This window comes from Falsibacillus pallidus, from assembly GCF_003350505.1.
GTDB classification, from domain to species: domain Bacteria; phylum Bacillota; class Bacilli; order Bacillales; family DSM-25281; genus Falsibacillus; species Falsibacillus pallidus.
In genome coordinates, this window is sequence record NZ_QQAY01000004.1 from 126,198 (window position 1) to 148,419 (window position 22,222).

Here is a 22,222-nt window from a genome sequence, read left to right on the forward strand (position 1 = left end):
TGAAAATGACTGCCGGGACTTGCAGATCCTTCGAACTGTAACCATCATTTTTAGCAAAGTGGGTCAGTTTTTTTGAAGGGATGGGGAGAATGGAGCAGATTTCATTCTGGCATAAAGACATAGATTTTGGTGCATCCGTTTACTTGGATGAAGTGAATAAAAGGATTCGTGTTGATGAGTATGTCGGAAAAATGTCTTCACTTTTGACATACCTAACCTCGCAGGATGGGACCAAATATGAAAAATTGATCATTAAATCAAAGCAGGAAGACATGAAGTTTTTGTTATCTCATGGATATATGATGGAAGCTATGATAGATAACTACTTTAATGGAAGTCCTGCTTATTTTTTTGTGAAATATAATACTGCAGAAAGGCAGCACGACCCTTTTTGGGAAGAAGAGGAGAAAATCGTCCAGCAAGTCCTCGATTCAGAAGTGAAGCCTATAGCCAAATTAATGGATTTGTCCATCAATATCAGAAAAGCTGAACTGTCAGACTCAGAATCCCTTTCAAATTTATATAAAAAGGTTTTTGCCATTTATCCTGTTCCGATTCATGATCCCGAATACGTGAAAAAGTCCATGATGGATGGCACAATCTTTTACTGCGCTGAAAAAAACGGCCAGCTCATTAGTGCAGCATCAGCTGAAATCAACCAGTTTTATCATAATGCGGAGCTTACCGATTGTGCCACCGACCCCGATTATCGGAAAGGTGGCCTGATGAAGTACATCTTAGCTGCCTTGGAGGAAGAACTGAGGAATAAACAGATATTCTGCAGCTACACGATTGCCAGGTCCTTATCCTTTGGGATGAATATGGCATTCTATCAGCTTGGGTATGAATATAGAGGGAGACTGAAAAATAACTGCTATATCTATGACAAGCTTGAAGATATGAATGTATGGGAGAAAAACTTAAGCACTGCCGGATTTTCGGCAGGAACATGACTAAAATCCGGCACCTGCTCATATAGATTAAAAAGGGCAGGTGTTAATTATGGAGACAAGCTGGCACGGAATATTCCAATCGATCATAAATGGCATTGATGAAGGGATCCACGCTATCGATATTACAGGCAATACAATATTTTATAACGAAATTGCTGCTGCAAATGATGGGGTGCGGGCAGAAGAAGTAATCGGAAAACACATATTTGAAGTATTCCCCACTTTATCTGAGGATTCCAGCACATTGTTAAAGGTCATTAAAACGGGTCAGACAATAAAAGATGTGCCGCAATCATATGAAAATATCCATGGAACAAGAATAGAAACCGTCAATACGACATTTCCTTTATATATAAATGAAAAACTGATCGGCGCCGTTGAAATTGCAAAAGATTATACGAAGCTGAAGAAGATGGCTGAACAGCTGTTAGAGCTTCAGACTATAAAAAAGAATGGACGTATAGCAATCGCCCCATCCTCCAATAGGCTCTATACATTTAGTGATATCATCACCAGTGATCCTTATTTTCAACAACAGATACATATGGCGCAAAAGGCATCTTGGTCAGACTCCCCCATATTGGTTTATGGGGAAAGTGGTGTTGGAAAGGAATTGTTCGTGCAATCCATCCATCAAGCATCAAACCGTTCAAATAGACCATTTATCGCGCAAAACTGTGCTTCCTTGCCGGAAACATTGCTTGACAGCATTCTTTTTGGTACTTCTAAAGGAAGCTATACCGGTGCTGTAGAAAAACCTGGATTATTTGAACTGGCTAATGGAGGAACGATTTTTTTAGATGAATTGCACGCCATGCCGCTGGAATTGCAGGCAAAACTGCTCCGTGTGCTGGAAGAAAAGAAAATACGCAGGCTTGGTTCAGCCAAAACGATTGATATTGATGTCAGAGTAATGGCGGCAATGAACATTGAGCCCCATGATGGCATGGAAGAAGGGAAACTCAGGCCCGATCTCTATTATCGTTTGAATGTCCTTTCATTTTTTCTTCCTCCGCTCCGTGAACGAAAAGAAGATATTAAAATACTTTCAAAGGCCTTTATCGATTTTTTTAATTCTTCTTTGACTAAATCAATCAGTCGAATAGACGATGGGCTCGAAAAGAAATTCCTCAATTATAATTGGCCAGGGAATGTCCGCGAATTGAAACATACGATAGAATACATGATGAATTTTGCAGAGACAAGTATATTGTTTGAAAAGGATTTGCCTCCAACATTCCATAAAGGGAATCACACTGTGACAATGGAGAGGCAAGAGCTGCCCCCATTAAATCAATACTTGCAGGAAGCTGAAAAAGAGTACATTAAGAAGGCGCTCGACAAGGGGGAACATAATATTTCTAAGACAGCAGAACTATTAGGTATTCCCCGTCAGACTCTTCAGTACAAAATAAAAAAATATCAAATGAAATAATACATAAGACTGCCAATTTTCCGGCGGTCTTATTTCTTTTTCTTCCTATTCACCAAATTCCAATGCCTACATAGGTTAATTTCAACGGAATAGCCGCGTTGGCATGATACTTGCATAGTAATAAGCAAGCAGGATTTGGAGGGATGGGAATGAAATTCAATTTATTTAAACCAAAGAGGCATTGGAAAGATATTGAATTATGGAAGGATGTTACGGAGGAGCAGTGGAATGATTGGCTATGGCAGCTGACCAATACCATCCGCACACTGGATGACTTAAAAAAAGTTGTGAATTTGACTGAAGATGAGGAAGAAGGCGTAAAGATTTCAACCAAAACAATTCCGTTGAACATTACCCCTTATTATGCCTCATTGATGGATCCGGATGATGTCAGGTGTCCAATCAGGATGCAGTCTGTCCCGGTATCCAATGAACTTCACAAGACAAAATACGATTTGGAAGATCCGCTGCATGAAGATGAGGATTCACCTGTCCCTGGATTGACACATAGGTATCCAGACAGAGTCCTGTTTCTTGTAACCAATCAATGCTCAATGTATTGCCGCTATTGCACCAGGAGAAGATTTTCCGGACAGATTGGAATGGGGGTTCCTAAAAAACAGCTGGATGCGGCCATCTCTTATATAAGGGATACACCTCAGGTCAGGGACGTCCTTATTTCAGGAGGAGACGGACTTTTGATCAATGATCAAATTCTTGAATATGTATTGAAGAATTTGAGAGAAATCGATCATGTTGAAATTATCAGGATCGGTACACGCGCTCCGGTCGTCTTCCCGCAGAGAATCACAGAAAATCTCTGTAATATCCTGAAAAAATATCATCCTATTTGGCTCAATACACACTTCAATACTTCTATTGAGATAACAGAAGAGTCGAAAAAGGCATGTGAAATGCTCGCAAATGCAGGAGTGCCGGTAGGCAACCAATCTGTTATCCTTGCCGGCATCAATGACAGCGTTGCCATCATGAAAAAACTTATGCATGATCTGGTTAAAATCAGAGTGCGTCCATACTACATCTATCAATGTGATTTATCCGAAGGAATCGGTCATTTTCGGGCACCGGTTTCGAAAGGCCTTGAAATCATTGAGGGGCTCAGGGGTCATACGTCCGGGTATGCAGTACCGACTTTCGTGGTAGATGCACCTGGAGGGGGAGGGAAAATCTCACTTCAGCCAAACTATTTGATTTCCCAAAGTGCTGATAAAGTGGTTTTGAGGAATTTTGAAGGTGTCATTACAACTTATCCGGAACCAGAAAATTATACTCCGGGGCTGGCGGATGATTATTTTAGGGGGATTTACCCGGAAATGGATGAATACGAATCAACAGCCGGCATTGCAGGATTGATGAAAGACAAGGCAATGACACTCATACCTGAAGGGATAAACCGAATTCATCGCAGAAAGGCGTATGTAGAGAATCCGGAGCATTCATCATTGAAAGATTATCGCGAGAAAAGAGATGTGTTGAAGGACAAGAAATACAAAGCACAGATGGCAAAAATGGATCATAAGGAGAAGCCTGCGAATGAGTGAAAAATTATCCTGTGAGTGGTGCGGAAGCGGCGATGTGAAAATGGAAAAAAGATCTGTTTATTGGGAACTGCCGGAAGGAACGAGGGCAGTTGAAATAAAGGAGACACCCACTGCATGCTGCGTCTCATGCGGAATGGAATATCAAAAGGAAGCAATGGTCAAAGAAATTGAGGATCAATTGTTCCTGATTGATCGGTCGAAGCTCGGAAAAACAGTATTGTATGAAGAATTAATGAAGATGCCTAGACTCCTAAAAAGGAACTATTTCGATTTTACGCAGTGATCACATAGCTTTACGGCCAGTCCTCATTGCGTTATAGTTTAGGATAATATGAAAGACACTTTTTTAGGCAGGCGTTTGTTATGAATAAATCATTTTATCATTTTTTACTGAAATACAGGCATCCTGAACCGAAGGATGATATCTCTGTTTTTGCAAATGATGCATACGATGACCATGCATTCCCAAAAGGGTCAAAGGATTACCATGAATTAAGCGGCTATTTGGAGTTGAATGGCCAATATCTTAAATCCATGTCCATCTTTGACGAAGCTTGGGAATTGTATATCCTTTCAGAGTCATGATTGATTATGGACCGCCCAATATGGGTGGTTCTTTTTTTTTACTATAGTTTTTTTCCTTTTCAGTAAGCGGAATTTTTATAGCTGCATATAATAAATAAAAATATCTTTATGTCGGGAATCATAAAGGGGACGGGAGGATATGAATAATCAGCAGCCGCCAAAATTCAAAATAGGCGATACGATTGTTGTCACTCTATACGGTACAGTGGGAAAAGTAACGAACATAAAGGAATTGGATAATCAATTTCTTTATGAAGTGAATTATAATGAAGGGCTCTTTACGGAGCAGAGTCTGATCCTTTTATCAGAGTATGAAGGTAATGTAGTGGATGGCGAACAAATTGATATTGAATATAAATTTTTTTTCGGAGACCTTGTTCAAGTAAAAGGATATGGAAATGATCTATTTAAAGTGGTAGGTTTCAGGACTGAAATCTGGCGGTATAAAGAAGACGCATGGGAAGATATCATTTATGAGCTCACAAGGTTGATTGATGGCGAGTGGCTTGAAGCGGATGAAGATGAAATAATATTGATTGCTGATTCTGAGCATGCCGATGCCGTCGTGAAAAAGTATGGGAGGATATACCCGCAGAAAAAAACAGCGCTATTGCCTGCGCCGCCGAAAAATCACCATGTTAATATTGATAGGCTTTTGGATACCTTTAATGATTATCAAATATTATATGCCATGTTCAAAGATCCGGTATATAAACAAAAACAAAAAAGTACCCTGCAGCAGTTAAAGAATCTCTCCTCCATTTTTAATGAAGGGCAAGAAAAGCATTGATTATATAAATAGCAGCAGGAATGGAAGCCGCCAGAAAAACCTTAAATAGGATTGATAAGAATTTTTCTATATATTTCAGTATGTATCCTTCCGGGTTTCCGAGATCATTGCAAATGGCGTCGATTGTTAAGGCAGCCTTTTTCATCCAACATTCCTCCTGAAGAAGTGTGATGTTATACCATATGCTTGTCCAAGGGAAAAATGACTGATTTCTGCATAACCAACATGGCTTGAACATACATTTTATAGAAACTTGGCAACAATAATAAAAATCTTATCCAGTAATCATAGGGGGCGACATGATGCGGGAAATTGAAGTGTATATTGATACAGAAGAAATTGCAGAATTCTTCCTTCATCAACTTGTAAAGAGGGGCTTTGTCCCTACAGAAGAGGAACTGGAAGAGATTGCAGATATTACGTTCGATTACTTGATTGAAAAGTGCATCATAGATGAAGAGGAAGAAATTGGATAAAAGATAATCAAGGCGCTTCTCCAGACGGGGAGGCGCCTTTTTTCATTACTCGACAAAACTAGTGGGATTTTGATAAAGGATTCGACGCTGTCTGTTTTGAATTGTTTTGTAAAGGTGAAAATTGGAGGTGCTGAAATTGGCATTGATGGAAAAGTTGAAGATCCGGAGGGCATTGGAAAAGGAAATGGATTTAACATTGTTTCAAACACCGGAATACGGACAGGAAAAAGGGTACAGCCAAGTATACAGGACAATTATTTCATCCAGAAGCCATGAAGAAGCATTAAATTACTTGTTTAAAAAATTCAGTGTGCCTGATTTGATGCCAAAGGAATTTGAAGGACGTTTCATGGGGACGGGAGATATAGTATTAATTGATGAATATAGGGGTGGACAGCATTACTTTCAATTGAAATCAGGCGGATGGAAGAAGATAAACCGCGTTCATTTGCGTTAAAAGCCAGAGAGCTATTGCTGCTCTGGCTTTATTTTATTAATTTCGGGTTAATACTGATGCCCTGGACCATTTTTCCTTTTATCCGAAGTGTTTTCTTTTGCATGGGCTTCATGTTCTGCCACTATTTGGTCAGCGGGTATATGGTTGTTTTTCTTTTGGCCATTGATTCTGTTACGGTGTTTTTTTCCCAATACGATTCCTCCAAACTTTTAATGATTCATTGCCTTATTATTGTACCCGGTCTAAAGGGACAACTCGCCGCCAAATATTGCATGTCGGGCGAAAAAAGCTTACAATTGTCCTGCTGATCATTTTCAAGGAGGAATAAAGAATGAGTATACATATTGGTGCAAAAGAAAATGAAATTGCGGAAACGGTCCTGCTTCCAGGGGATCCTTTACGTGCAAAATACATTGCTGAGACTTTCCTTGAAGGAGCAGTCTGCTACAATGAAGTCCGCAATATGTTTGGATATACTGGAACATATAAGGGCCATCGCATTTCTGTTCAAGGCACAGGAATGGGTGTACCGTCCATTTCCATTTATATCAACGAATTAATGCAGAGTTATAATGTGCAAAATCTAATCCGTGTAGGTACTTGCGGAGCAATCCAAAAAGATGTTAAGGTCAGAGACGTCATTTTGGCGATGACATCCTCTACAGATTCTCAAATGAACCGTTTGACATTTGGAGGAATTGATTATTCTCCTACAGCTAACTTCGACTTGTTGAAGCGTGCATACGATTCAGGTGTCGAAAAAGGCTTGAACCTGAAAGTGGGTAATGTATTCACTGCAGATATGTTCTATAACGATAATGCAGACCATGAAAAATGGGCGCAATATGGAATTTTAGCATTAGAAATGGAAACTTCAGCCCTTTATACTCTTGCAGCTAAATACGGCAGAAATGCTCTTTCTGTCTTGACTGTCAGCGATCACATCATCACAGGGGAAGAAACGACTTCCCAGGAAAGACAAACAACTTTCAATGATATGATTGAAGTGGCATTAGAAGCAGCGATTAAGTAAAATGGAAAGGATCTGTCCAATGGACGGGTCCTTTTTCATGCTTTTCTTTTTTTGCCTCCATGTTATGATGGTATAGTTGAAATTTGAAAGAGAAAAAAGGTGAATGGTAATGAAACGCATAATTATGTTGACTTCAGCTGCAGTGCTTCTAAGCGGATGCAGCGTACCTTACTTGGACAAGCTTACGGGAGAGCATTCAGCAGAACCACAGGAAAGTCCAGCAACCCAAACAAATTCAAGTCAAAATCAAAATGCACCTTCAGACGGATCTGGAGAAGAACAAAATCAAAAGGACAATCAAGAGGTGCCGACTGGCCTGGTCCTGAATGAAGAACAATTTAACGATATCAAAGAAGTAGATGGAAAGAAGATCATTCAAAATTCTTCCAATGTTCTAGCGTTGGTGAACAAGGAATACACCCTTCCTTCCGATTATATTCCAGCAGATCTTGTTCGCCCGCATGTTGCCTTTTCATTCGGCGGGCAAGATATAGAAAAAAGCCATATGAGAGCAGAGGCAGCTTCACACTTAGAAAAAATGTTCTCTGGTGCCAAAAAAGAAGGCATAGAATTGTATGCTGCATCAGGATACCGTTCCTACAGCAGGCAGGATGCACTCTTAAAAGCAGAGATTAAAAGCGTCGGGGAAGAAAAAGCAGTACAGGCTGTAGCCATCCCTGGAGAAAGCGAGCATCAGTCAGGTCTTGCGATGGATATTACATGCAAGGGAGAAAATATGCTCCTTACTGAACATTTTGAACAGACAGTTGAAGGGAAATGGCTAAGGGAGCATGCACATGAATATGGTTTTATCCTTCGCTATCCCAAAGGAAAAGAGTCTATTACAGGCTATGAGTATGAACCATGGCATTTCCGTTATGTAGGGGAAAAAGCGGCAGCCGAAATTTATTCCCACAATTGGACGCTTGAAGAATATTTCCAGCATGTAAAGAAAGTATAAAAATCTATTTGAAAAAGGACAGGGCAGCCTGTCCTTTTAGTTTGAATTTCCACTTGGAATGTTTCATTTCTTAAATGTCCCATACGAACATACATTGTTTATATGGACAAACATTTAGGGGATGACGAACATTCGAAAAATACTCCTTTTATTATCGGGCAGTTTATTTATAGCATTCGGGATTAATGGTTTTTTCGTCCCGCATCAGCTTTTGGATGGCGGGATGATCGGAGTGGGATTGATCATGCACTACGTTTTTCATGTTCAGCCTGGGCTCAGCATGATTGTTCTAAGCCTTCCGTTATACATCATCGCATGGTTTACATATCGTCCTTTGTTTTTTAACAGCCTCCACGGAATGCTGCTTTCATCTTTCTTGATTGATTTATTGTTGCCCGTTTCATACTGGGTAAGATTCCCCATAATCATTAGTGCAATTATCGGTGGGGTTTGTGTAGGACTAGGCATTGGGCTGCTGTTATGGGCAGAGGCAGCATCAGGAGGCGTTGACCTGCTCGCACAGATAATCGGTAGGAAAAAGGGCTGGAATGTAGGTTTGATCATCTTTACCATGGACGCAGCCATCATAACAACTGGTGCTTTTCTTATAGGAAAAGATGCATTTCTATACTCATTGCTGGCCGTTTCCACTGTAGGATGTGTTACCTCAATAATGTCGATGAAATTGCAGTAAACTTGTATGTGAAGAGATTTTAATCCTTTTTTAATTGTTAAATTGAAATGAAACATGCTATTCTATACAAAACGATGTTTGCAAAAGACCGACCTTTTTTCGCATCATTGTATACAGGAACGAAAGTGGTGAACGTCATGGAAAATGAAAAAAAGGAAGTTGAACCAACCCAAGAAAACCACTCGGGTTATATAAAAATGCGGAAATTTTCCTTTGTCATGCTAATGTTTTTTCTTGTTTTTGCAACGGCGGGCATAACAACATTCGCATTGGCATTTGGTGATGAAAAAGCAGTAAATGTTGGGGTGCCGGAGAGAACGGAATTTAAAAAACTATATGACACATACGATGAATTGAAAAAGGACTATTACAAAGACATTGATCAGGATAAATTAGTGAATGGCGCTATTAACGGGATGATTGAATCCTTGGATGATCCCTATTCTGATTATATGACAAAAGAAGAAGCGGAGAAGTTCCATGAAAGCATTTCTTCCTCATTTCAGGGAATTGGAGCTGAAATTCAAGAGAAGGATGGAAATATTGTAGTTGTTTCTCCAATTAAAGGCTCTCCTGCTGAAAAAGCTGGCATCAAGCCGAACGACATCATCCTGGCAGTGGACGGGAAATCCATTCATGGTATGAGTGCCACAGATGCAGTCATGCTGATTCGCGGCAAGAAAGGTACAGACGTTACATTAACTGTACAAAAGGCAGGAAGCGATGAACCTACAGAAATAAAAATTACAAGGGATGATATCCCATTAAATACAGTGAATGCAGAAATGATGGATAACGGCATTGCCAAAGTCCAGATCACAAGCTTCTCTGAAAATACTTATAAAGAATTGCAGGATGCCCTTGCAGATATGGAAAAGCAGGGAATGAAGGGACTAGTCATAGACTTAAGGCAAAATCCGGGAGGTCTATTGGATCAAGCGATCAAAATCTCCAACCTTTTCGTTCCGGAAGGCAAGTTGATCCTGCAAGTGGAAGACAGAAATGGAAAAAGGGAAAAAATCGCTGCTGAAGGCGGAAAGAAAATCGATGTCCCTGTCTCCGTCCTTATCGATGGAGGAAGTGCAAGTGCATCAGAAATATTTGCAGCTGCTGTCAGTCAATCTGCAAACATTCCGTTGGTTGGGGAAAAGTCATTTGGAAAAGGAACAGTTCAGACTGCTTCCGATTTCAATGATGGCTCCAATATTAAATTCACCACAGCTAAATGGCTGACACCAAACGGTGATTGGATCCATACGAAAGGCATCAAGCCTGACGTGGAAGCAAAGCTGCCGGATTACGCTAATCTGCCATATCTGAATCCAGATAAGGAATTGAAAAAAGAGATGGTCTCAAGCGAAGTAAAAGCAGCTGAGGAAATGCTCAAGGCAATTGGACTTGATCCTGGAAAAGTAGATGGCTACTTTGATGAAAACACTGAAAATGCAGTGAAGAAGTTCCAGGAAAATAATAAATTGTCTGCTGATGGGATCCTAAAAGGCGAGTCGACGATGGACCTCATGGAAAAGGTTCGCGAAAAGATCCTCCAAAACGATACCCAAGTGAAAAAAGCAGTTGAAGTTTTGCAAAAAGAAAAGAAATAAAGCAGCACGTGCTTCGGCTAATTATGCCGGGGCATTTTTTTGTCGTCCTCATTCTGTCTTGAATAGAATTCCGCTTCTTTCCCTACAATGAAGATAGGTAAAAAAGAAAGCGGTGAAAAAATGCGCAAGGTCTATCTGATTTTAATATTGATCGGACTAGCCAGCCTGTATACGGCTTGGAAACCTGGACTCATCAACTTTGGGGAAAAGGAAGCCGGAGCTGACAAGCTCGATGAACAGAAGAATACATTCGTAAAAATCCCGACAATCCTTGAAGATTCAACCATACTGCCTCAAAAAAAAGAACCGATTACGATTCTTATATTAGGATCAGACCAGCGGAATGAAGAAGCCGCGAGATCCGATAGTATCATGCTAACCCGCTATGATCCTGAACGTAATCAAATGAAAGTTGTTTCAATCATGCGTGATTCCTATATGAATATCCCCGGCTACGGCTACAGTAAAATCAACCATGCTTATTCTTGGGGCGGAAAAGACCTAATGAAAGAAACCATTGAAAAAAACTTCGGCATAAAAATAAACCATGTTGCCTTGATTAATTTTGAGGGATTCACCAAACTTATTGATGAATTAATACCTGAAGGAATCAAAGTAAATGTTTCACCTGAAATGATAAAATATTTTCACTGGAACATGAACCCGGGGGAGCACAATCTCCATAGCCAGGAGCTGCTTCAATATGTAAGGTTCCGACACGATGGAAACAATGATTTTGGAAGGGTCGACAGGCAGCAGGAAGTCATCAGTAAAATAAAGGATAAAGTAATGGAAAAGATGCAAAAAGGGAAAGGAGTCTCCACCATGCTTTCCATGATCAGGAGCGGGAAAGAAGTAGTTGAAACGGATATTTCCTTCCCTAATATGATCGAATATGGTATGAATATCATGCTCCATCCCATTCAAGATGTTCAATCACTTCGCATTCCAGTGAATAAAAGCTTCAATGATAAAATGACAGATCATGCAGGGCTCGTGCTGCAATATGATGAAAAATTGAACAAAGCAGCACTTCAACAATTTCTGGGAACTGATTCATTGGCTGATGCTAAGTGAAAATAAAAAAGGAGGGGCAAAAGCCCTCCTTTTTAATTAAAGTTGTTTTCGTAAACATAGTTGTTAAAATCTTACTGCCGATTTTAACGCGAGATTAGCTATTTGCTGCGTTGCTATAAAGTATCCAGGCTATTTTCTAGCTATTATCAGTTTTTATTGTATAAAATATCCGTCTCTTATTTCAAAAGCAACGAACTTTAAGAAAATAGCCTTATTTAGTGCAAACGGCAATTCCAATAGGGTAGTGGATGCCATCTCGTTTCGGTTCAACGAGAACCCCTTTTTGAAAATAAAATTGTTTACTGGAATACTCATTAAAAAGACTGCCAAATTCATCTTCATTTAGTTGATGTATGTGGAAAGGTTCATTGGTTGGATATCCTCTGCCTGTTCCAAACGGTGTAGAAATAACGAGAGTGCCATTTGGTTTAAGCAAGTGAAATAAATTCGTCATGAATGCTTGTTCGTCCTCTAGATGTTCAAGGGTTTCGAAACTCATAATCATATCGAAGAGGCCAATTTTATTTGGTAAATCAGGATCTTCAGCATCTCCTTTTTCATATTTGACTAAAGGATGATAATAGTGCTGCTTAGCATATTGAATTGTTTCAACTGAAATATCCACAGCCAGTAATTCAGATATCTCTTTCTTTTTGGCTTTTGCTACAATGGAAGATCCATACCCGGCTCCGCAAGCCAAATCAAGCACCCTTCCTTTTGCATAGTGCATAGCAAAGTGATATCGTGCAATATGCTCCAACAAAAGTCCGTTAGTGATTTTCATTTTTTCCGGAATGACTCGTTCTCCTGTAAACTCCATACCCGTCCTCCTCTAAACATAAATACATTATAGCAGACAATAATAAATTGCCAAAAAAGGAATTTTCGGATACAATAACCGTTTGAGCATTTAATGAAAAATTCTATTGATGAAAATGGTGAAATCATGAAAAAGATTAAAGTTTATGTTTTAGCAGGGTTTCTTGGAAGCGGAAAAACGACCCTTCTGCGTAACTTTATCCAATATGAAAAGAATCATGGCAGAACACCTGCTATTTTAATGAATGAACTGGGAAGTGTTTCTATCGATACAGGGGCAGTTGAAGAGGGAACGCCAATAGCTGAATTATTGGATGGCTGTATTTGCTGTACGATTCAGGAAAAATTGGAGGCTCAGCTGCAAGAACTCCTTTACCGGTATCAATTTGACACACTTATCATAGAAACAACAGGAGCGGCCCATCCGGTTGAAGTAGTTGATTCGATCATGTCTCCGCTTTTTGCTCATCAATTCGACTTTGAAGGAATCATTACTACGGTAGATGCATTAAGGTGGAAAAATCGAAGCGAATTAAGCCCGCAAGTTCTTCATTTACTCCGCGAACAAATAAGGAATGCACGATTGGTGCTTTTAAACAAAATTGATTTAGTAAGTGAAATGGAAAATGGTACATTTGTTTATGAAATTCAGGGGCTGAATAGCGATGCAACTGTTGTGCTGACAAAACATTCTGCTTTCGATCTGGACATTCTTTCCAAAGTGGCGAAAAAAGAAATAATGACACATGACCCATCTCCAATCGGTGAGAAGTTCAAGCTTCAATCTTTTGTCCATACATTTACTGGTCCTATTCAACTGGAGTCGTTCGAAAACTGGCTGAAATCATTGCCTGATACGATTTACAGATTGAAAGGGTACGTATTATTCACTCATTCAGATAAACCATACTTATTTCAATACTCCTATGGAATGCCGCTATATTTTAAAGAAGACATGATGATGCCATTGAACTTGGTGATTATAGGCGAAAGCTTGGATAAAAATCATTTGCAAGCATCATTAACAGCACTTGAAAATAATGAGGAAAATATTTGAGTCAATAAAAAGTGCTTGACGGCCACCTTATATAATACTATCATGTAATAGTTCACCAGGTTAAGTATTTCAGCACTTGCATTTGATAAAGGAAAGGTTCGATGAAAGTGAATGATCAGAAAATATTTGAACTGGAGAATTTGTTCCGCAGAGTCTTCAGGAAAATGAGAAATGAATTACGCAGCACCATGGGAAAGTATGTCAGCATAAATGAGTTTGCTGTGCTTAAAAATATGAAAGAAGGTGCTGTGAAAGCATCTGACCTATCTAAAGCATTGGATGTTTCCGCGAGCCATATTACTACCATCACAGATTCCCTTTTTGAGAAGGAATTGATTACAAGGCAGAGGTCAGCTAAAGATAGAAGGGTTGTCCATCTCTCATTGACGGATCAAGGAAAAGAACTGATTGTAAAAATTGAGTCATTGAAATCCGAATACTTCAAAGAACTTTTCCATTTGTGGACTGATAATGAAGTGGATGACATGATTGAATTGTTCAGTAAATTAGATTTTACAATTGATGGCCATGAATAATGGCTGTTTTTGTGGGATAATCATTCAGTTGGTTAACTTTTTGATACACTAAAGAAACTAGGGGGTTCACTTGATGGAACATCTTGATAAACGTAAAAAAGTTCTCATCATGCTTGCCATTATGTCTGCCATGCTATTTGCAGCATTGAATCAGACAATCGTTGGTACAGCATTGCCGAGAATCATTGCCGATCTAGGTGGGATGGCATACTATAGCTGGGTATTTACTATTTACATGCTTACAAGCTCCATAACAGCCGTATTGGTTGGGAAGCTGTCTGATATATATGGACGTAAACCATTTATTTTAATTGGTATTGGTATTTTTACTATTGGTTCATTCTTATCTGGTTTTTCAGATACAATCATCCAGTTGATCATCTTCCGTGGTGTCCAAGGATTTGGTGCCGGTATGATCATGTCTACAGCCTTTACAGCTGTAGGGGACTTGTTCTCACCGCGTGAAAGGGGAAGATGGCAAGGATTGATGAGTGCTGTGTTCGGTCTTGCCAGTGTGTTCGGTCCTACACTTGGCGGCTATATCGTCGATAACGCTGATTGGCATTGGGTTTTCTGGGTATTCTTGCCGTTCGGTGCAGTAGCATTAATCATGATTTGGACGCTGTTCCCTTCCCAAGTGAAGAAACAAGGTGGATCCATAGACTATTTTGGCTCTCTATTCTTGACGTTGACTATCGTACCGCTTCTACTTGCCTTCACGTGGGGCGGGAAAGACTACGAGTGGTCTTCAGTACAGATCATCGGTTTATTCGCCGGTACTGTTGTTTCATTACTGCTATTTTTATTCACAGAGAAAAAAGTTAAAAATCCAGTATTGCCTCTGGAACTATTTAAAAACAGTGTTTTCTCCCTTTCAAATTTGATTGGATTCTTGCTTGGAGCCGGTATGTTCGGGGCTATCATGTACATGCCTATGTTCGTACAGGGAGTCATTGGAACTTCTGCTACCAAGTCAGGGCTTGTGATGATGCCGATGACGCTTAGCATGGTTATTGCCAGCGCGATCGGTGGACAATTGATTACTAAAACAGGTAAATATAAAATCATCGCTTTAATTGGTCTCTTGATCATGACAATTGGATTATTCGATCTATCACGAATGGGAACAGACACATCCAACACGACTGCCATTCTTAATATGATTACAGTCGGAGTTGGGTTGGGTCTGAGCTTCCCGGTATTTACACTTACCATTCAAAATGCAGTGGATTATAAATTCCTGGGTGTTGCAACGGCATCCTCCCAATTGTTCAGACAAATTGGTGGAACAATCGGTGTAGCCATTATGGGAACTGTCATGAATTCCAAAATGACTGATAAAATGAAGGAACTGGCTGCTGAAGCTCAGCAAAGCGGCCAAGCTGGTGCCATACCGCCAGCGATGAAAGCTAAGCTTAAGGCGCTTCAGGATCCTCAATTATTAATGGATCCCGCAAAATTGAAAAAAGCTACAGAAGGTTTCCCTCCTGAAATGCAGGCGATTTTAAAACAAATCTTTGCTTTTACAAGGGAAGCATTAAGCTACTCCCTGACTCATGTTTTCCTAATTGGAGCATGCGTCATTGGTGCTGGCTTTATCTTGACCTTATTCATGAAGGAAATCCCTTTGAGACAGTCCAACAAAGGTGAAACTCCTGCAGAAGAAGAAAGCAAAGTTGCAAAAGCTGAATAAATGGAAAGTCCCCCGATCCTTTAGATCGGGGGACTTTTCTACATACATATTTAGTTCTCACCGAACTTGATAAAAGTGAGTTCATCCTCGACAAGACCACATGCGGCACATTGAATCTTATTCTCAGGACCTTTATAAGCCATATGGAACGGCTCAAGATCGTTGTTTTCGTATTGCTGTAAGACATCTCCGGTATGCGGATCCAGTTTAACCGGGTGGGCGACCTGTTGTATAATATTGAAGCGTGTTCTATTCGTTTTACAGTTTGGACAACGATATGGTGTGGCCATTTTAAAAACCTCCTATATGTATTTTTGTTAGTATTTCACTGTATAAAAATTTTATGTGAAAAGGGGATGCAGTAATGAACTTTGATGAACTATTATCAGCCTATAGAAACATATGGAACAATCGTCTTCTGGAGACTGGGGAATTTTCAGCGATGGAAATTTTAGAAGAAGCGATTAAAAGAGAGCTGCTCGATGAGAACAGCCATCCACGGATTCGTAAGACTAAAGAAGAAAAGTTTTACTTTGCCATGAAAAGGGTAAAGGAATCGAATCTTACGACCATTCAAAAATATGATTTAATGGCGCTGCATATTGAGGTATTGGAAGAAATCAAAAAGAACTAAATCAAATGAAATGGTTATTTTGCAAAATTTAGGAGAAATATGTTAAAAGCGGCTTGGAAACCCGTAAATAAACGTTACTTTTGTAATGGATGTGTAATATAAGTAATATATCCTGCGTTTCAGAGAATGTGTCAATACTTGATTCTCGTTAAAATCTGGATTCACTTCGTATTATTTACTTTAGATGAAATGTAAGTCATTCCATCTCGATATTCTCAAACCCTAGTATTCTTCTGACATTGACAGCCAGTCTTAAAATCTATTTCTATGAAAATCAAATAATATGATTCAACTTAAGCGATATATGAAATTCCTCCCAATAATATTACAAGAAACGCATGATATGATTTTGTTGTAGCAAGACAGAAACAACAAACACTAAGGGAGGAATTCATTATTATGAATAAAAAGACACTTCTTTCTGCAGCAGCATCTCTAGCATTATTAGCATCTCCACTAGCTGGAATCGGGAAAGCTGATGCAGCTTCAAATACAAATTGCCCACAAGCTACTAAAGTACAAACTTATCAATATCAAACAAATAATGTCCAAGATGCAAATGCTTGGCTTCAAAATATTCTTTCTAAATATAATGTAGATTATAAAGTACAGCTTCCACAACAAGCTCAACAGGCTCAAGCTCAACAAACTCAACAAGCACCAAAGCAAGTTCAACAGCCACAAACACAAAAGGCTGAAGCTCCTGCACAACAACAAACTCAAACACAACAGAAAGCAGCGGATACTTCCAAGGATACGTCTGCACAAAATGGTGCTCTAAGTGCTTATGAGCAGCAAGTAGTGGATCTTACTAATAAAGAACGTACACAACGCGGATTATCTCCACTTAAAGTAGATACTGCTTTGAGCAAAATGGCGCGTGACAAATCTGCCGACATGCAGAAAAACAACTACTTCGATCATCAGAGCCCAACTTACGGTTCTCCATTTGATATGATGAAGAAGTATGGCATCAGCTACCAATCTGCAGGTGAAAACATTGCCATGGGTCAGCAGACTCCACAAGAAGTAGTGAACGCATGGATGAACTCTCAAGGACACCGTGAAAACATTCTAAACCCTAACTATACTCACATTGGTGTTGGATATGTAGAAAACGGCCACTATTGGACACAAGAATTCATCGGAAAATAATTTAACAACTGAGCCACAAAAGCAGCCTGATTCTTCAGGCTGCTTTTTCTATTTTTCATAAAAAGGGATAAATAAATACATATATGATAAAATTGGTTAAACTATTTATCAAAGAGGGAATATCAAAAGTTGAAAAAGTCGTTTACTTTAAAGAAAATAAAGAGATAAATGGTAAGTTGGAGAGGGTATGCATGATGAGAAAAACAGCATTTATCACAGGCGGTGCAAAAGGAATCGGGAAAAAGACTGCTTTTGCATTGGCAGCAGAAGGATTCAATATAGCATTGAACTTTAATACAAGTAAAAAAGATGCCGAAGAATTATCAGAAACGATTGAAAAAGAATTCGGTGTTGAATCTGCGGCTTTTCAGGGCGACATTTCAATACAAATGGATTGCGTTGATTTAGTAAAGTCCGTCAACAAACGCTTTGGATCGCTCGATGTCATTATACATAATGCCGGACCGTATGTGAAAGAACGTAAGGCGTTGGCTGAATACGAAGCGGAAGAGTGGCAATATCTGATTAACGGGAACCTGAATAGTGCGTTTTACTTGATGAAAGAAATTCTTCCAATAATGAGAGAAAATAAATGGGGCAGGGTGGTCACATTTGGATTTGACCGGGTTGAAACAGCTCCCGGCTGGATTTACCGGTCTGCGTTTGCTGCTGCCAAGACAGGCTTGGCTTCATTGACTAAAACGATTGCTTTGGAAGAAGCGGCTAATGGCATCACGGCAAACATGATCTGTCCGGGGGATATCATTGGGGAATGGAAGGAAAAAGGAGTCAAGGAAGCCCGTCTTGAAGAGGACTCTTCTGTTCCAGTTGGAAGACCTGGGACAGGAGGGGATATTGCCAGGGTGGTTGCTTTTTTATGCAGTGAAGAGTCGGATTTCATCACTGGCAGCATCATCCCGGTGACGGGGGGAAAAGACGTACTTGGAAAAGTATTTTACCAATAATCATACTGCAAATGCGGCCATAAAACTTTTATAGTTAAAAGAGATTTTTACAATTCGGGGAAAGCTGGTAAACGAGAGATGTTAAAACAAAAAGTACTTAAACTAAGTCCTTCGCAGCTATTATTTTTGATTTTCGGCTTTTTTATATTGGCAGGGGCAGTCTTACTGAAACTGCCGTTCTCTACAAAACAATCGATAACGTGGATTGATGCGATTTTCACGAGCACTTCCGCCATGACTGTCACTGGACTTGGAACGGTAGATACACCTGAAACATTTACCAGGATAGGGGAAATCATCATTGCCGTCCTTATTCAGCTAGGGGGGTTGGGCATTATGTCCTTTGCGGTCCTCATCTATATCATGCTTGGGAAAAAGATAGGGATTAAGCAGCGGATGGTCATTCAGCAAGCGCTGAATCAAATTAATATAGGTGGAGTCATCAAGCTGGTTAAATATTTATTTCTCTTTTCTCTATCGATTGAATTGATTGCCATGGTGGTTCTGGCCTTTCGTTGGGTTCCCTTATTCGGCTGGAAAGAAGGATTGTTTGACAGCTTTTTTCATGCCATATCAGCCTTTAATAATGCAGGCTTCGCTTTATGGAGCGATAACCTGACGCAATTTGCAGGTGATCCCACAGTCAATATTGTCATTACGACATTAATCATCATTGGCGGATTAGGGTTTACAGTTTTAGTGGACATGTTCATCAAAAGGCGCTGGTCTAAACTGAGTCTGCATTCCAAAATGATGATTGTTTCAACGATAGTGATCAATATTGTTTCAATGGCCTTTATTTTCTTATTTGAATATGGCAATTCTAAAACACTTGGTCCTTTGCCGCTTGGAGAAAAGCTATGGACATCCTATTTCCAAGCCATTACAACAAGGACTGCAGGATTCAATACAATAGATATCGGCAGCATGGACGAATCCACGATATTTCTCTTCCTGATATTAATGTTTATTGGTGCAGGGAGCGCCTCCACCGGAGGAGGGATAAAACTTACCACTTTTTTGGTTATAGGTTTGGCTGTAATAAGTTTTATTCGAGGAAAAGATGATGTCTTCATTTTTAAAAGGACCATTAAACCAAATATCGTAATGAAATCTTTGGCCATAACGATCACGAGTATTTCCATTGTCGTATTGGCGGTCTTTCTATTGAACATTACAGAAAAAGCATCCTTCGTGAAAGTTTTGTTTGAAGTGGTATCAGCCTTTGGTACCGTCGGCGTTACGATGGGACTGACAGGTTCCTTATCGTTTCTCGGGAAAATCATTATCATATTGGTAATGTTTGCAGGCAAACTGGGGCCGCTGACATTGGCATTTTTGATCGCAAAACCAAACAAAGCCAATTTTAAATATCCAAGTGAAGAGGTAATGACCGGTTAAGAAATAAAATAAAAAGGATATCCGGCAAACGGATATCCTTTTTGTTTATTCATTGGCAAGAGCCATTCTTTTTTGTACCATATGAAGCCTTGCGGATAAAGTGACGGCTCCAGCTGCCAGTCCTATAATGAGTCCAAGCCAATAGCCATACGCTTCAAAGCTGGTATGATTGGCAAGGAGGTATCCTGCAGGGAGCCCGATGACCCAATACGAAACCAATGCCATAATAAAAGTTATATTTACGTCCTTATATCCCCTAAGTGCACCCTGTACAGGTGCTTGGATGGCATCAGAAAGCTGAAAGAACACGGCATAAAGAAGAAAATGGGATGTTAACGCAATGACTTCCTTATTTCCACTGTATATTGAAGCAATTTGATCTTTGAACCCAAAGAGAAATATTCCGCAGACCATAGCCATGGCAATGGCAGAAACAAGACCGATCCAGCTATATTTCCTTGCGTCTTCGTATCTTTTGGCGCCTACTTCAAATCCGACAACAATCGTTAACCCCATAGAAATACTTAAGGGAATCATATATAGAAATGATGCAAAATTGAGTGCAGCCTGATGTGAAGCAATGATTAGCGTACTATATTCGCTCATTAAAAGGGTTACGGCAGAAAATATGCTTGTTTCGAAAAAAATAGATAAGCCGATTGGTATGCCGATTTTGAAAATTTCCTTCCATACTCGAAAAGATGGGAGCTGTGTTTTGGAAAACACTTTATAGGCCGAAAAAGGCTTGCGTAGATGAATGATAATCATTGCGAGTCCCGTAATGGTCCAATAGGTGATCGCAGAAGCATAGCCAGCACCGACTCCACCGAGTTCAGGGAAACCAAATTTCCCAAAGATGAATACATAATTAAAAAATGCGTTGATTGGCAAGGAGAGAAGAGTAATCGCCATAGAGACCCTTGTTTTGCCTAGTGCATCAATGAAAGATCGCAGCACGTTATAGATAAACAATGGGATCATACCCGCAGATAGGGCAGTAAGGTAATCGTGTGAAATAACCCTTACATGCTTTTCTACATTCATGTGATCAAGAATGGGATCGAGGATCACAGAGCCGATTAATAACACCAAAATGGCCATGACAATTGCAACATAGATGCCTTGAATGACGGAGGAGGACACATCTGATTTATTTTTCGCCCCGGCTAATTGAGCGACAATCGGTGTGATGGCAAGAAGGATTCCACTCAGCCCAGTAAAGACTGGAACCCATAATGAAGAACCGATTGCAACACCGGCAAGATCTTTAGCTGAATACTGGCCGGACATCATTGTATCAAGGAAATTCATTGAGAACATGGCAAGCTGGGTGACCAAAATGGGAATCAATATTTTGATGAATAATTGAATTTTATCTTTTAATGTGTGTGTTTCATACATAAGGTGACCTCGGTTCTAAAAATTTCGGAAGACGAATGAATTATATCATGATTAGTGTCCTATATGTGCAAATAGAATTTTTCCTTGTGTATATATGCCATTTAGAATATTTCCTTTTTCCACTCATATATTGTATGGACAAGCAATAGGAAAGGGGTATAAAAATATGGCTTACCGATACTCAAAAGGATGGTTTATTCAGCAGCTGAAAACGATTGGACTGACTAAACATCCTATCGAAAGAAAGAAACTGGAGTTGTATCGTACATTTGTTGTGAGAAATTTATACGAAGAACATTTCGGTCCTACTGAAGCAGAAAAAGAATAAATCAGAAATAGAAAAAAGCAAAGCGGATGCTTTGCTTTTTATGCTTCCAGGACCTGTGTGTCTTCTTCCGCAGGCTGGCGCATGATATGAAGAGTAAAAAGATCTTTTGGTATTTCATATAAATCATATATTTCTTCTGCGGCATTGAGTTGATCATAGACCGATTTTCTGGATTCATTGGCTTTTAGGACATAAGGCAATTTTTCGGCAGCCTTACGTGATCTTGTGTTCACTTTTCTGATGCGCATAAAAATGGTCTGGATTTCAAGTTCAAAGAATAGTTCTTTGAAAAATTCATCTTTTGCCATAGCGTTGTAGCCTTTTCCATGAGCCGGCTTTCCAAGCCATGTCCCAAGGAAACCTGCGCCATCTTCAATGTCAAACAGATTGATTGTCCCGATTGGTGCACCCCATTCATCCAGAATGGTTCTTGAGATCAGCTGCCCTTGTTCCTCTGCTTCTATTGTCTGTTTTGTCAGAAAGACAAATTCATCGTAAGAGTAAGCTTTTTGGCGAACAAAAGGGAAGACATCAGGGTGCGTCATCAACTCGAACAGAACGTGGCATTCTTGTCCGCATATCTCGCGCTTTTTAAGCATGAGAATC

27 protein-coding genes are annotated in these 22,222 nt (G+C 39.7%); 21 read left to right on the forward strand and 6 right to left on the reverse strand.

Annotated features, from left to right (window positions below):
- The first annotated feature begins 89 nt into the window (after nucleotides 1-89).
- The 6 genes from ablB (at nucleotide 90) to DFR59_RS09610 (ending at nucleotide 5,325) form a co-directional block, all read left to right on the forward strand.
- Nucleotides 90-953, forward strand: coding sequence for a putative beta-lysine N-acetyltransferase (gene ablB / locus DFR59_RS09585; RefSeq protein WP_114745402.1), 864 nt, complete (start codon nucleotides 90-92; stop codon nucleotides 951-953).
- A 49-nt stretch (nucleotides 954-1,002) separates the two neighbouring features.
- Nucleotides 1,003-2,388, forward strand: a complete 1,386-nt coding sequence (locus DFR59_RS09590; protein ID WP_114745403.1) for a sigma-54 interaction domain-containing protein — start codon at nucleotides 1,003-1,005, stop codon at nucleotides 2,386-2,388.
- Nucleotides 2,389-2,537: 149 nt separating this feature from the next.
- Nucleotides 2,538-3,950 carry a lysine 2,3-aminomutase gene (gene kamA / locus DFR59_RS09595; RefSeq protein ID WP_114745404.1) on the forward strand — a complete coding sequence of 471 codons (1,413 nt, stop codon included), beginning with the start codon at nucleotides 2,538-2,540 and terminating at the stop codon, nucleotides 3,948-3,950.
- A complete protein-coding gene (locus tag DFR59_RS09600; protein ID WP_114745405.1) occupies nucleotides 3,943-4,233 on the forward strand; it encodes a YokU family protein in 291 nt (96 codons plus the stop codon). Before kamA ends, DFR59_RS09600 begins: the two co-directional genes overlap by 8 nt.
- Nucleotides 4,234-4,313: 80 nt before the next feature.
- Nucleotides 4,314-4,535, forward strand: a complete 222-nt coding sequence (locus DFR59_RS09605; protein ID WP_114745406.1) for a YozE family protein — start codon at nucleotides 4,314-4,316, stop codon at nucleotides 4,533-4,535.
- Nucleotides 4,536-4,674: 139 nt separating this feature from the next.
- A complete protein-coding gene (locus tag DFR59_RS09610) occupies nucleotides 4,675-5,325 on the forward strand; it encodes a hypothetical protein (protein ID WP_114745407.1) in 651 nt (216 codons plus the stop codon).
- Here DFR59_RS09610 and DFR59_RS20065 read toward each other — a convergent pair.
- The gene (locus DFR59_RS20065; protein ID WP_158538360.1) at nucleotides 5,300-5,470 is read right to left on the reverse strand and encodes a hypothetical protein; all 171 of its coding nucleotides are present in this window, start codon (nucleotides 5,468-5,470) and stop codon (nucleotides 5,300-5,302) included. The two genes, DFR59_RS09610 and DFR59_RS20065, sit on opposite strands and share 26 nt — an antisense overlap.
- Nucleotides 5,471-5,627: 157 nt before the next feature.
- On the opposite strand from DFR59_RS20065, the gene DFR59_RS09615 reads away from it, so the two are divergent.
- Together DFR59_RS09615 and DFR59_RS09620 are read left to right on the forward strand one after the other, a co-directional pair.
- Nucleotides 5,628-5,801, forward strand: coding sequence for a YozD family protein (locus DFR59_RS09615; protein WP_114745408.1), 174 nt, complete (start codon nucleotides 5,628-5,630; stop codon nucleotides 5,799-5,801).
- A gap of 145 nt (nucleotides 5,802-5,946) precedes the next feature.
- A complete protein-coding gene (locus DFR59_RS09620; RefSeq protein WP_114745548.1) occupies nucleotides 5,947-6,258 on the forward strand; it encodes a YodL domain-containing protein in 312 nt (103 codons plus the stop codon).
- A gap of 47 nt (nucleotides 6,259-6,305) precedes the next feature.
- On the opposite strand, the gene DFR59_RS20250 is transcribed toward DFR59_RS09620, so the two are convergent.
- A complete protein-coding gene (locus DFR59_RS20250) occupies nucleotides 6,306-6,449 on the reverse strand; it encodes a hypothetical protein (RefSeq protein WP_170137273.1) in 144 nt (47 codons plus the stop codon).
- Nucleotides 6,450-6,589: 140 nt separating this feature from the next.
- Here DFR59_RS20250 and deoD point away from each other — a divergent pair, with 140 nt between their 5' ends.
- The 5 genes from deoD to DFR59_RS09645 all read left to right on the forward strand — a co-directional run bounded on the left by deoD (nucleotide 6,590) and on the right by DFR59_RS09645 (nucleotide 11,627).
- Nucleotides 6,590-7,291, forward strand: a complete 702-nt coding sequence (deoD, locus tag DFR59_RS09625; RefSeq protein WP_114745409.1) for a purine-nucleoside phosphorylase — start codon at nucleotides 6,590-6,592, stop codon at nucleotides 7,289-7,291.
- A 109-nt stretch (nucleotides 7,292-7,400) separates the two neighbouring features.
- A complete protein-coding gene (locus DFR59_RS09630) occupies nucleotides 7,401-8,252 on the forward strand; it encodes a D-alanyl-D-alanine carboxypeptidase family protein (RefSeq protein ID WP_114745410.1) in 852 nt (283 codons plus the stop codon).
- Between the two features lie 121 nt (nucleotides 8,253-8,373).
- The gene (locus DFR59_RS09635; RefSeq protein ID WP_114745411.1) at nucleotides 8,374-8,946 is read left to right on the forward strand and encodes a YitT family protein; all 573 of its coding nucleotides are present in this window, start codon (nucleotides 8,374-8,376) and stop codon (nucleotides 8,944-8,946) included.
- Nucleotides 8,947-9,083: 137 nt separating this feature from the next.
- Nucleotides 9,084-10,550 (forward strand): lmo1851 family serine protease, encoded by a 1,467-nt coding sequence (locus tag DFR59_RS09640; protein ID WP_211318543.1) that lies wholly within the window; start codon nucleotides 9,084-9,086, stop codon nucleotides 10,548-10,550.
- Between the two features lie 120 nt (nucleotides 10,551-10,670).
- Nucleotides 10,671-11,627 carry an LCP family protein gene (locus DFR59_RS09645; RefSeq protein WP_158538361.1) on the forward strand — a complete coding sequence of 319 codons (957 nt, stop codon included), beginning with the start codon at nucleotides 10,671-10,673 and terminating at the stop codon, nucleotides 11,625-11,627.
- A gap of 211 nt (nucleotides 11,628-11,838) precedes the next feature.
- Here the strand turns inward: DFR59_RS09645 and DFR59_RS09650 are convergent, their stop codons facing one another.
- Nucleotides 11,839-12,447 carry a class I SAM-dependent methyltransferase gene (locus DFR59_RS09650; protein WP_114745413.1) on the reverse strand — a complete coding sequence of 203 codons (609 nt, stop codon included), beginning with the start codon at nucleotides 12,445-12,447 and terminating at the stop codon, nucleotides 11,839-11,841.
- A gap of 93 nt (nucleotides 12,448-12,540) precedes the next feature.
- Between DFR59_RS09650 and DFR59_RS09655 the strand changes: the two genes are divergently transcribed.
- The 3 genes from DFR59_RS09655 to DFR59_RS09665 all read left to right on the forward strand — a co-directional run bounded on the left by DFR59_RS09655 (nucleotide 12,541) and on the right by DFR59_RS09665 (nucleotide 15,732).
- Nucleotides 12,541-13,503: a CobW family GTP-binding protein gene (locus DFR59_RS09655; RefSeq protein WP_245948436.1), complete on the forward strand. Its 963-nt coding sequence runs from the start codon at nucleotides 12,541-12,543 to the stop codon at nucleotides 13,501-13,503.
- Nucleotides 13,504-13,604: 101 nt separating this feature from the next.
- Complete coding sequence (locus tag DFR59_RS09660) at nucleotides 13,605-14,039, forward strand: MarR family winged helix-turn-helix transcriptional regulator (RefSeq protein ID WP_114745414.1); 435 nt, start codon at nucleotides 13,605-13,607, stop codon at nucleotides 14,037-14,039.
- A gap of 73 nt (nucleotides 14,040-14,112) precedes the next feature.
- Nucleotides 14,113-15,732 (forward strand): MDR family MFS transporter, encoded by a 1,620-nt coding sequence (locus tag DFR59_RS09665; protein WP_114745415.1) that lies wholly within the window; start codon nucleotides 14,113-14,115, stop codon nucleotides 15,730-15,732.
- Nucleotides 15,733-15,782: 50 nt separating this feature from the next.
- On the opposite strand, the gene DFR59_RS09670 is transcribed toward DFR59_RS09665, so the two are convergent.
- Complete coding sequence (locus tag DFR59_RS09670; RefSeq protein WP_114745416.1) at nucleotides 15,783-16,022, reverse strand: DNA alkylation repair protein; 240 nt, start codon at nucleotides 16,020-16,022, stop codon at nucleotides 15,783-15,785.
- A gap of 74 nt (nucleotides 16,023-16,096) precedes the next feature.
- On the opposite strand from DFR59_RS09670, the gene DFR59_RS09675 reads away from it, so the two are divergent.
- The 4 genes from DFR59_RS09675 (at nucleotide 16,097) to DFR59_RS09690 (ending at nucleotide 19,887) form a co-directional block, all read left to right on the forward strand.
- Nucleotides 16,097-16,366: a hypothetical protein gene (locus DFR59_RS09675; protein WP_114745417.1), complete on the forward strand. Its 270-nt coding sequence runs from the start codon at nucleotides 16,097-16,099 to the stop codon at nucleotides 16,364-16,366.
- A 399-nt stretch (nucleotides 16,367-16,765) separates the two neighbouring features.
- Nucleotides 16,766-17,521: a CAP domain-containing protein gene (locus tag DFR59_RS09680; protein ID WP_114745418.1), complete on the forward strand. Its 756-nt coding sequence runs from the start codon at nucleotides 16,766-16,768 to the stop codon at nucleotides 17,519-17,521.
- A gap of 191 nt (nucleotides 17,522-17,712) precedes the next feature.
- Entirely contained in the window at nucleotides 17,713-18,486 is a 774-nt protein-coding gene (locus tag DFR59_RS09685) for an SDR family oxidoreductase (RefSeq protein ID WP_114745551.1), read from the forward strand.
- A 78-nt stretch (nucleotides 18,487-18,564) separates the two neighbouring features.
- Complete coding sequence (locus DFR59_RS09690; protein ID WP_114745419.1) at nucleotides 18,565-19,887, forward strand: TrkH family potassium uptake protein; 1,323 nt, start codon at nucleotides 18,565-18,567, stop codon at nucleotides 19,885-19,887.
- Between the two features lie 45 nt (nucleotides 19,888-19,932).
- Here the strand turns inward: DFR59_RS09690 and DFR59_RS09695 are convergent, their stop codons facing one another.
- Nucleotides 19,933-21,288 (reverse strand): MATE family efflux transporter, encoded by a 1,356-nt coding sequence (locus tag DFR59_RS09695; RefSeq protein ID WP_114745420.1) that lies wholly within the window; start codon nucleotides 21,286-21,288, stop codon nucleotides 19,933-19,935.
- Between the two features lie 166 nt (nucleotides 21,289-21,454).
- Between DFR59_RS09695 and DFR59_RS09700 the strand changes: the two genes are divergently transcribed.
- A complete protein-coding gene (locus tag DFR59_RS09700) occupies nucleotides 21,455-21,616 on the forward strand; it encodes a DUF2639 domain-containing protein (RefSeq protein ID WP_114745421.1) in 162 nt (53 codons plus the stop codon).
- 38 nt (nucleotides 21,617-21,654) lie between these two features.
- Here DFR59_RS09700 and DFR59_RS09705 read toward each other — a convergent pair whose 3' ends face one another.
- Nucleotides 21,655-22,215, reverse strand: a complete 561-nt coding sequence (locus tag DFR59_RS09705) for a GNAT family N-acetyltransferase (RefSeq protein ID WP_114745422.1) — start codon at nucleotides 22,213-22,215, stop codon at nucleotides 21,655-21,657.
- Nucleotides 22,216-22,222: the final 7 nt, after the last annotated feature.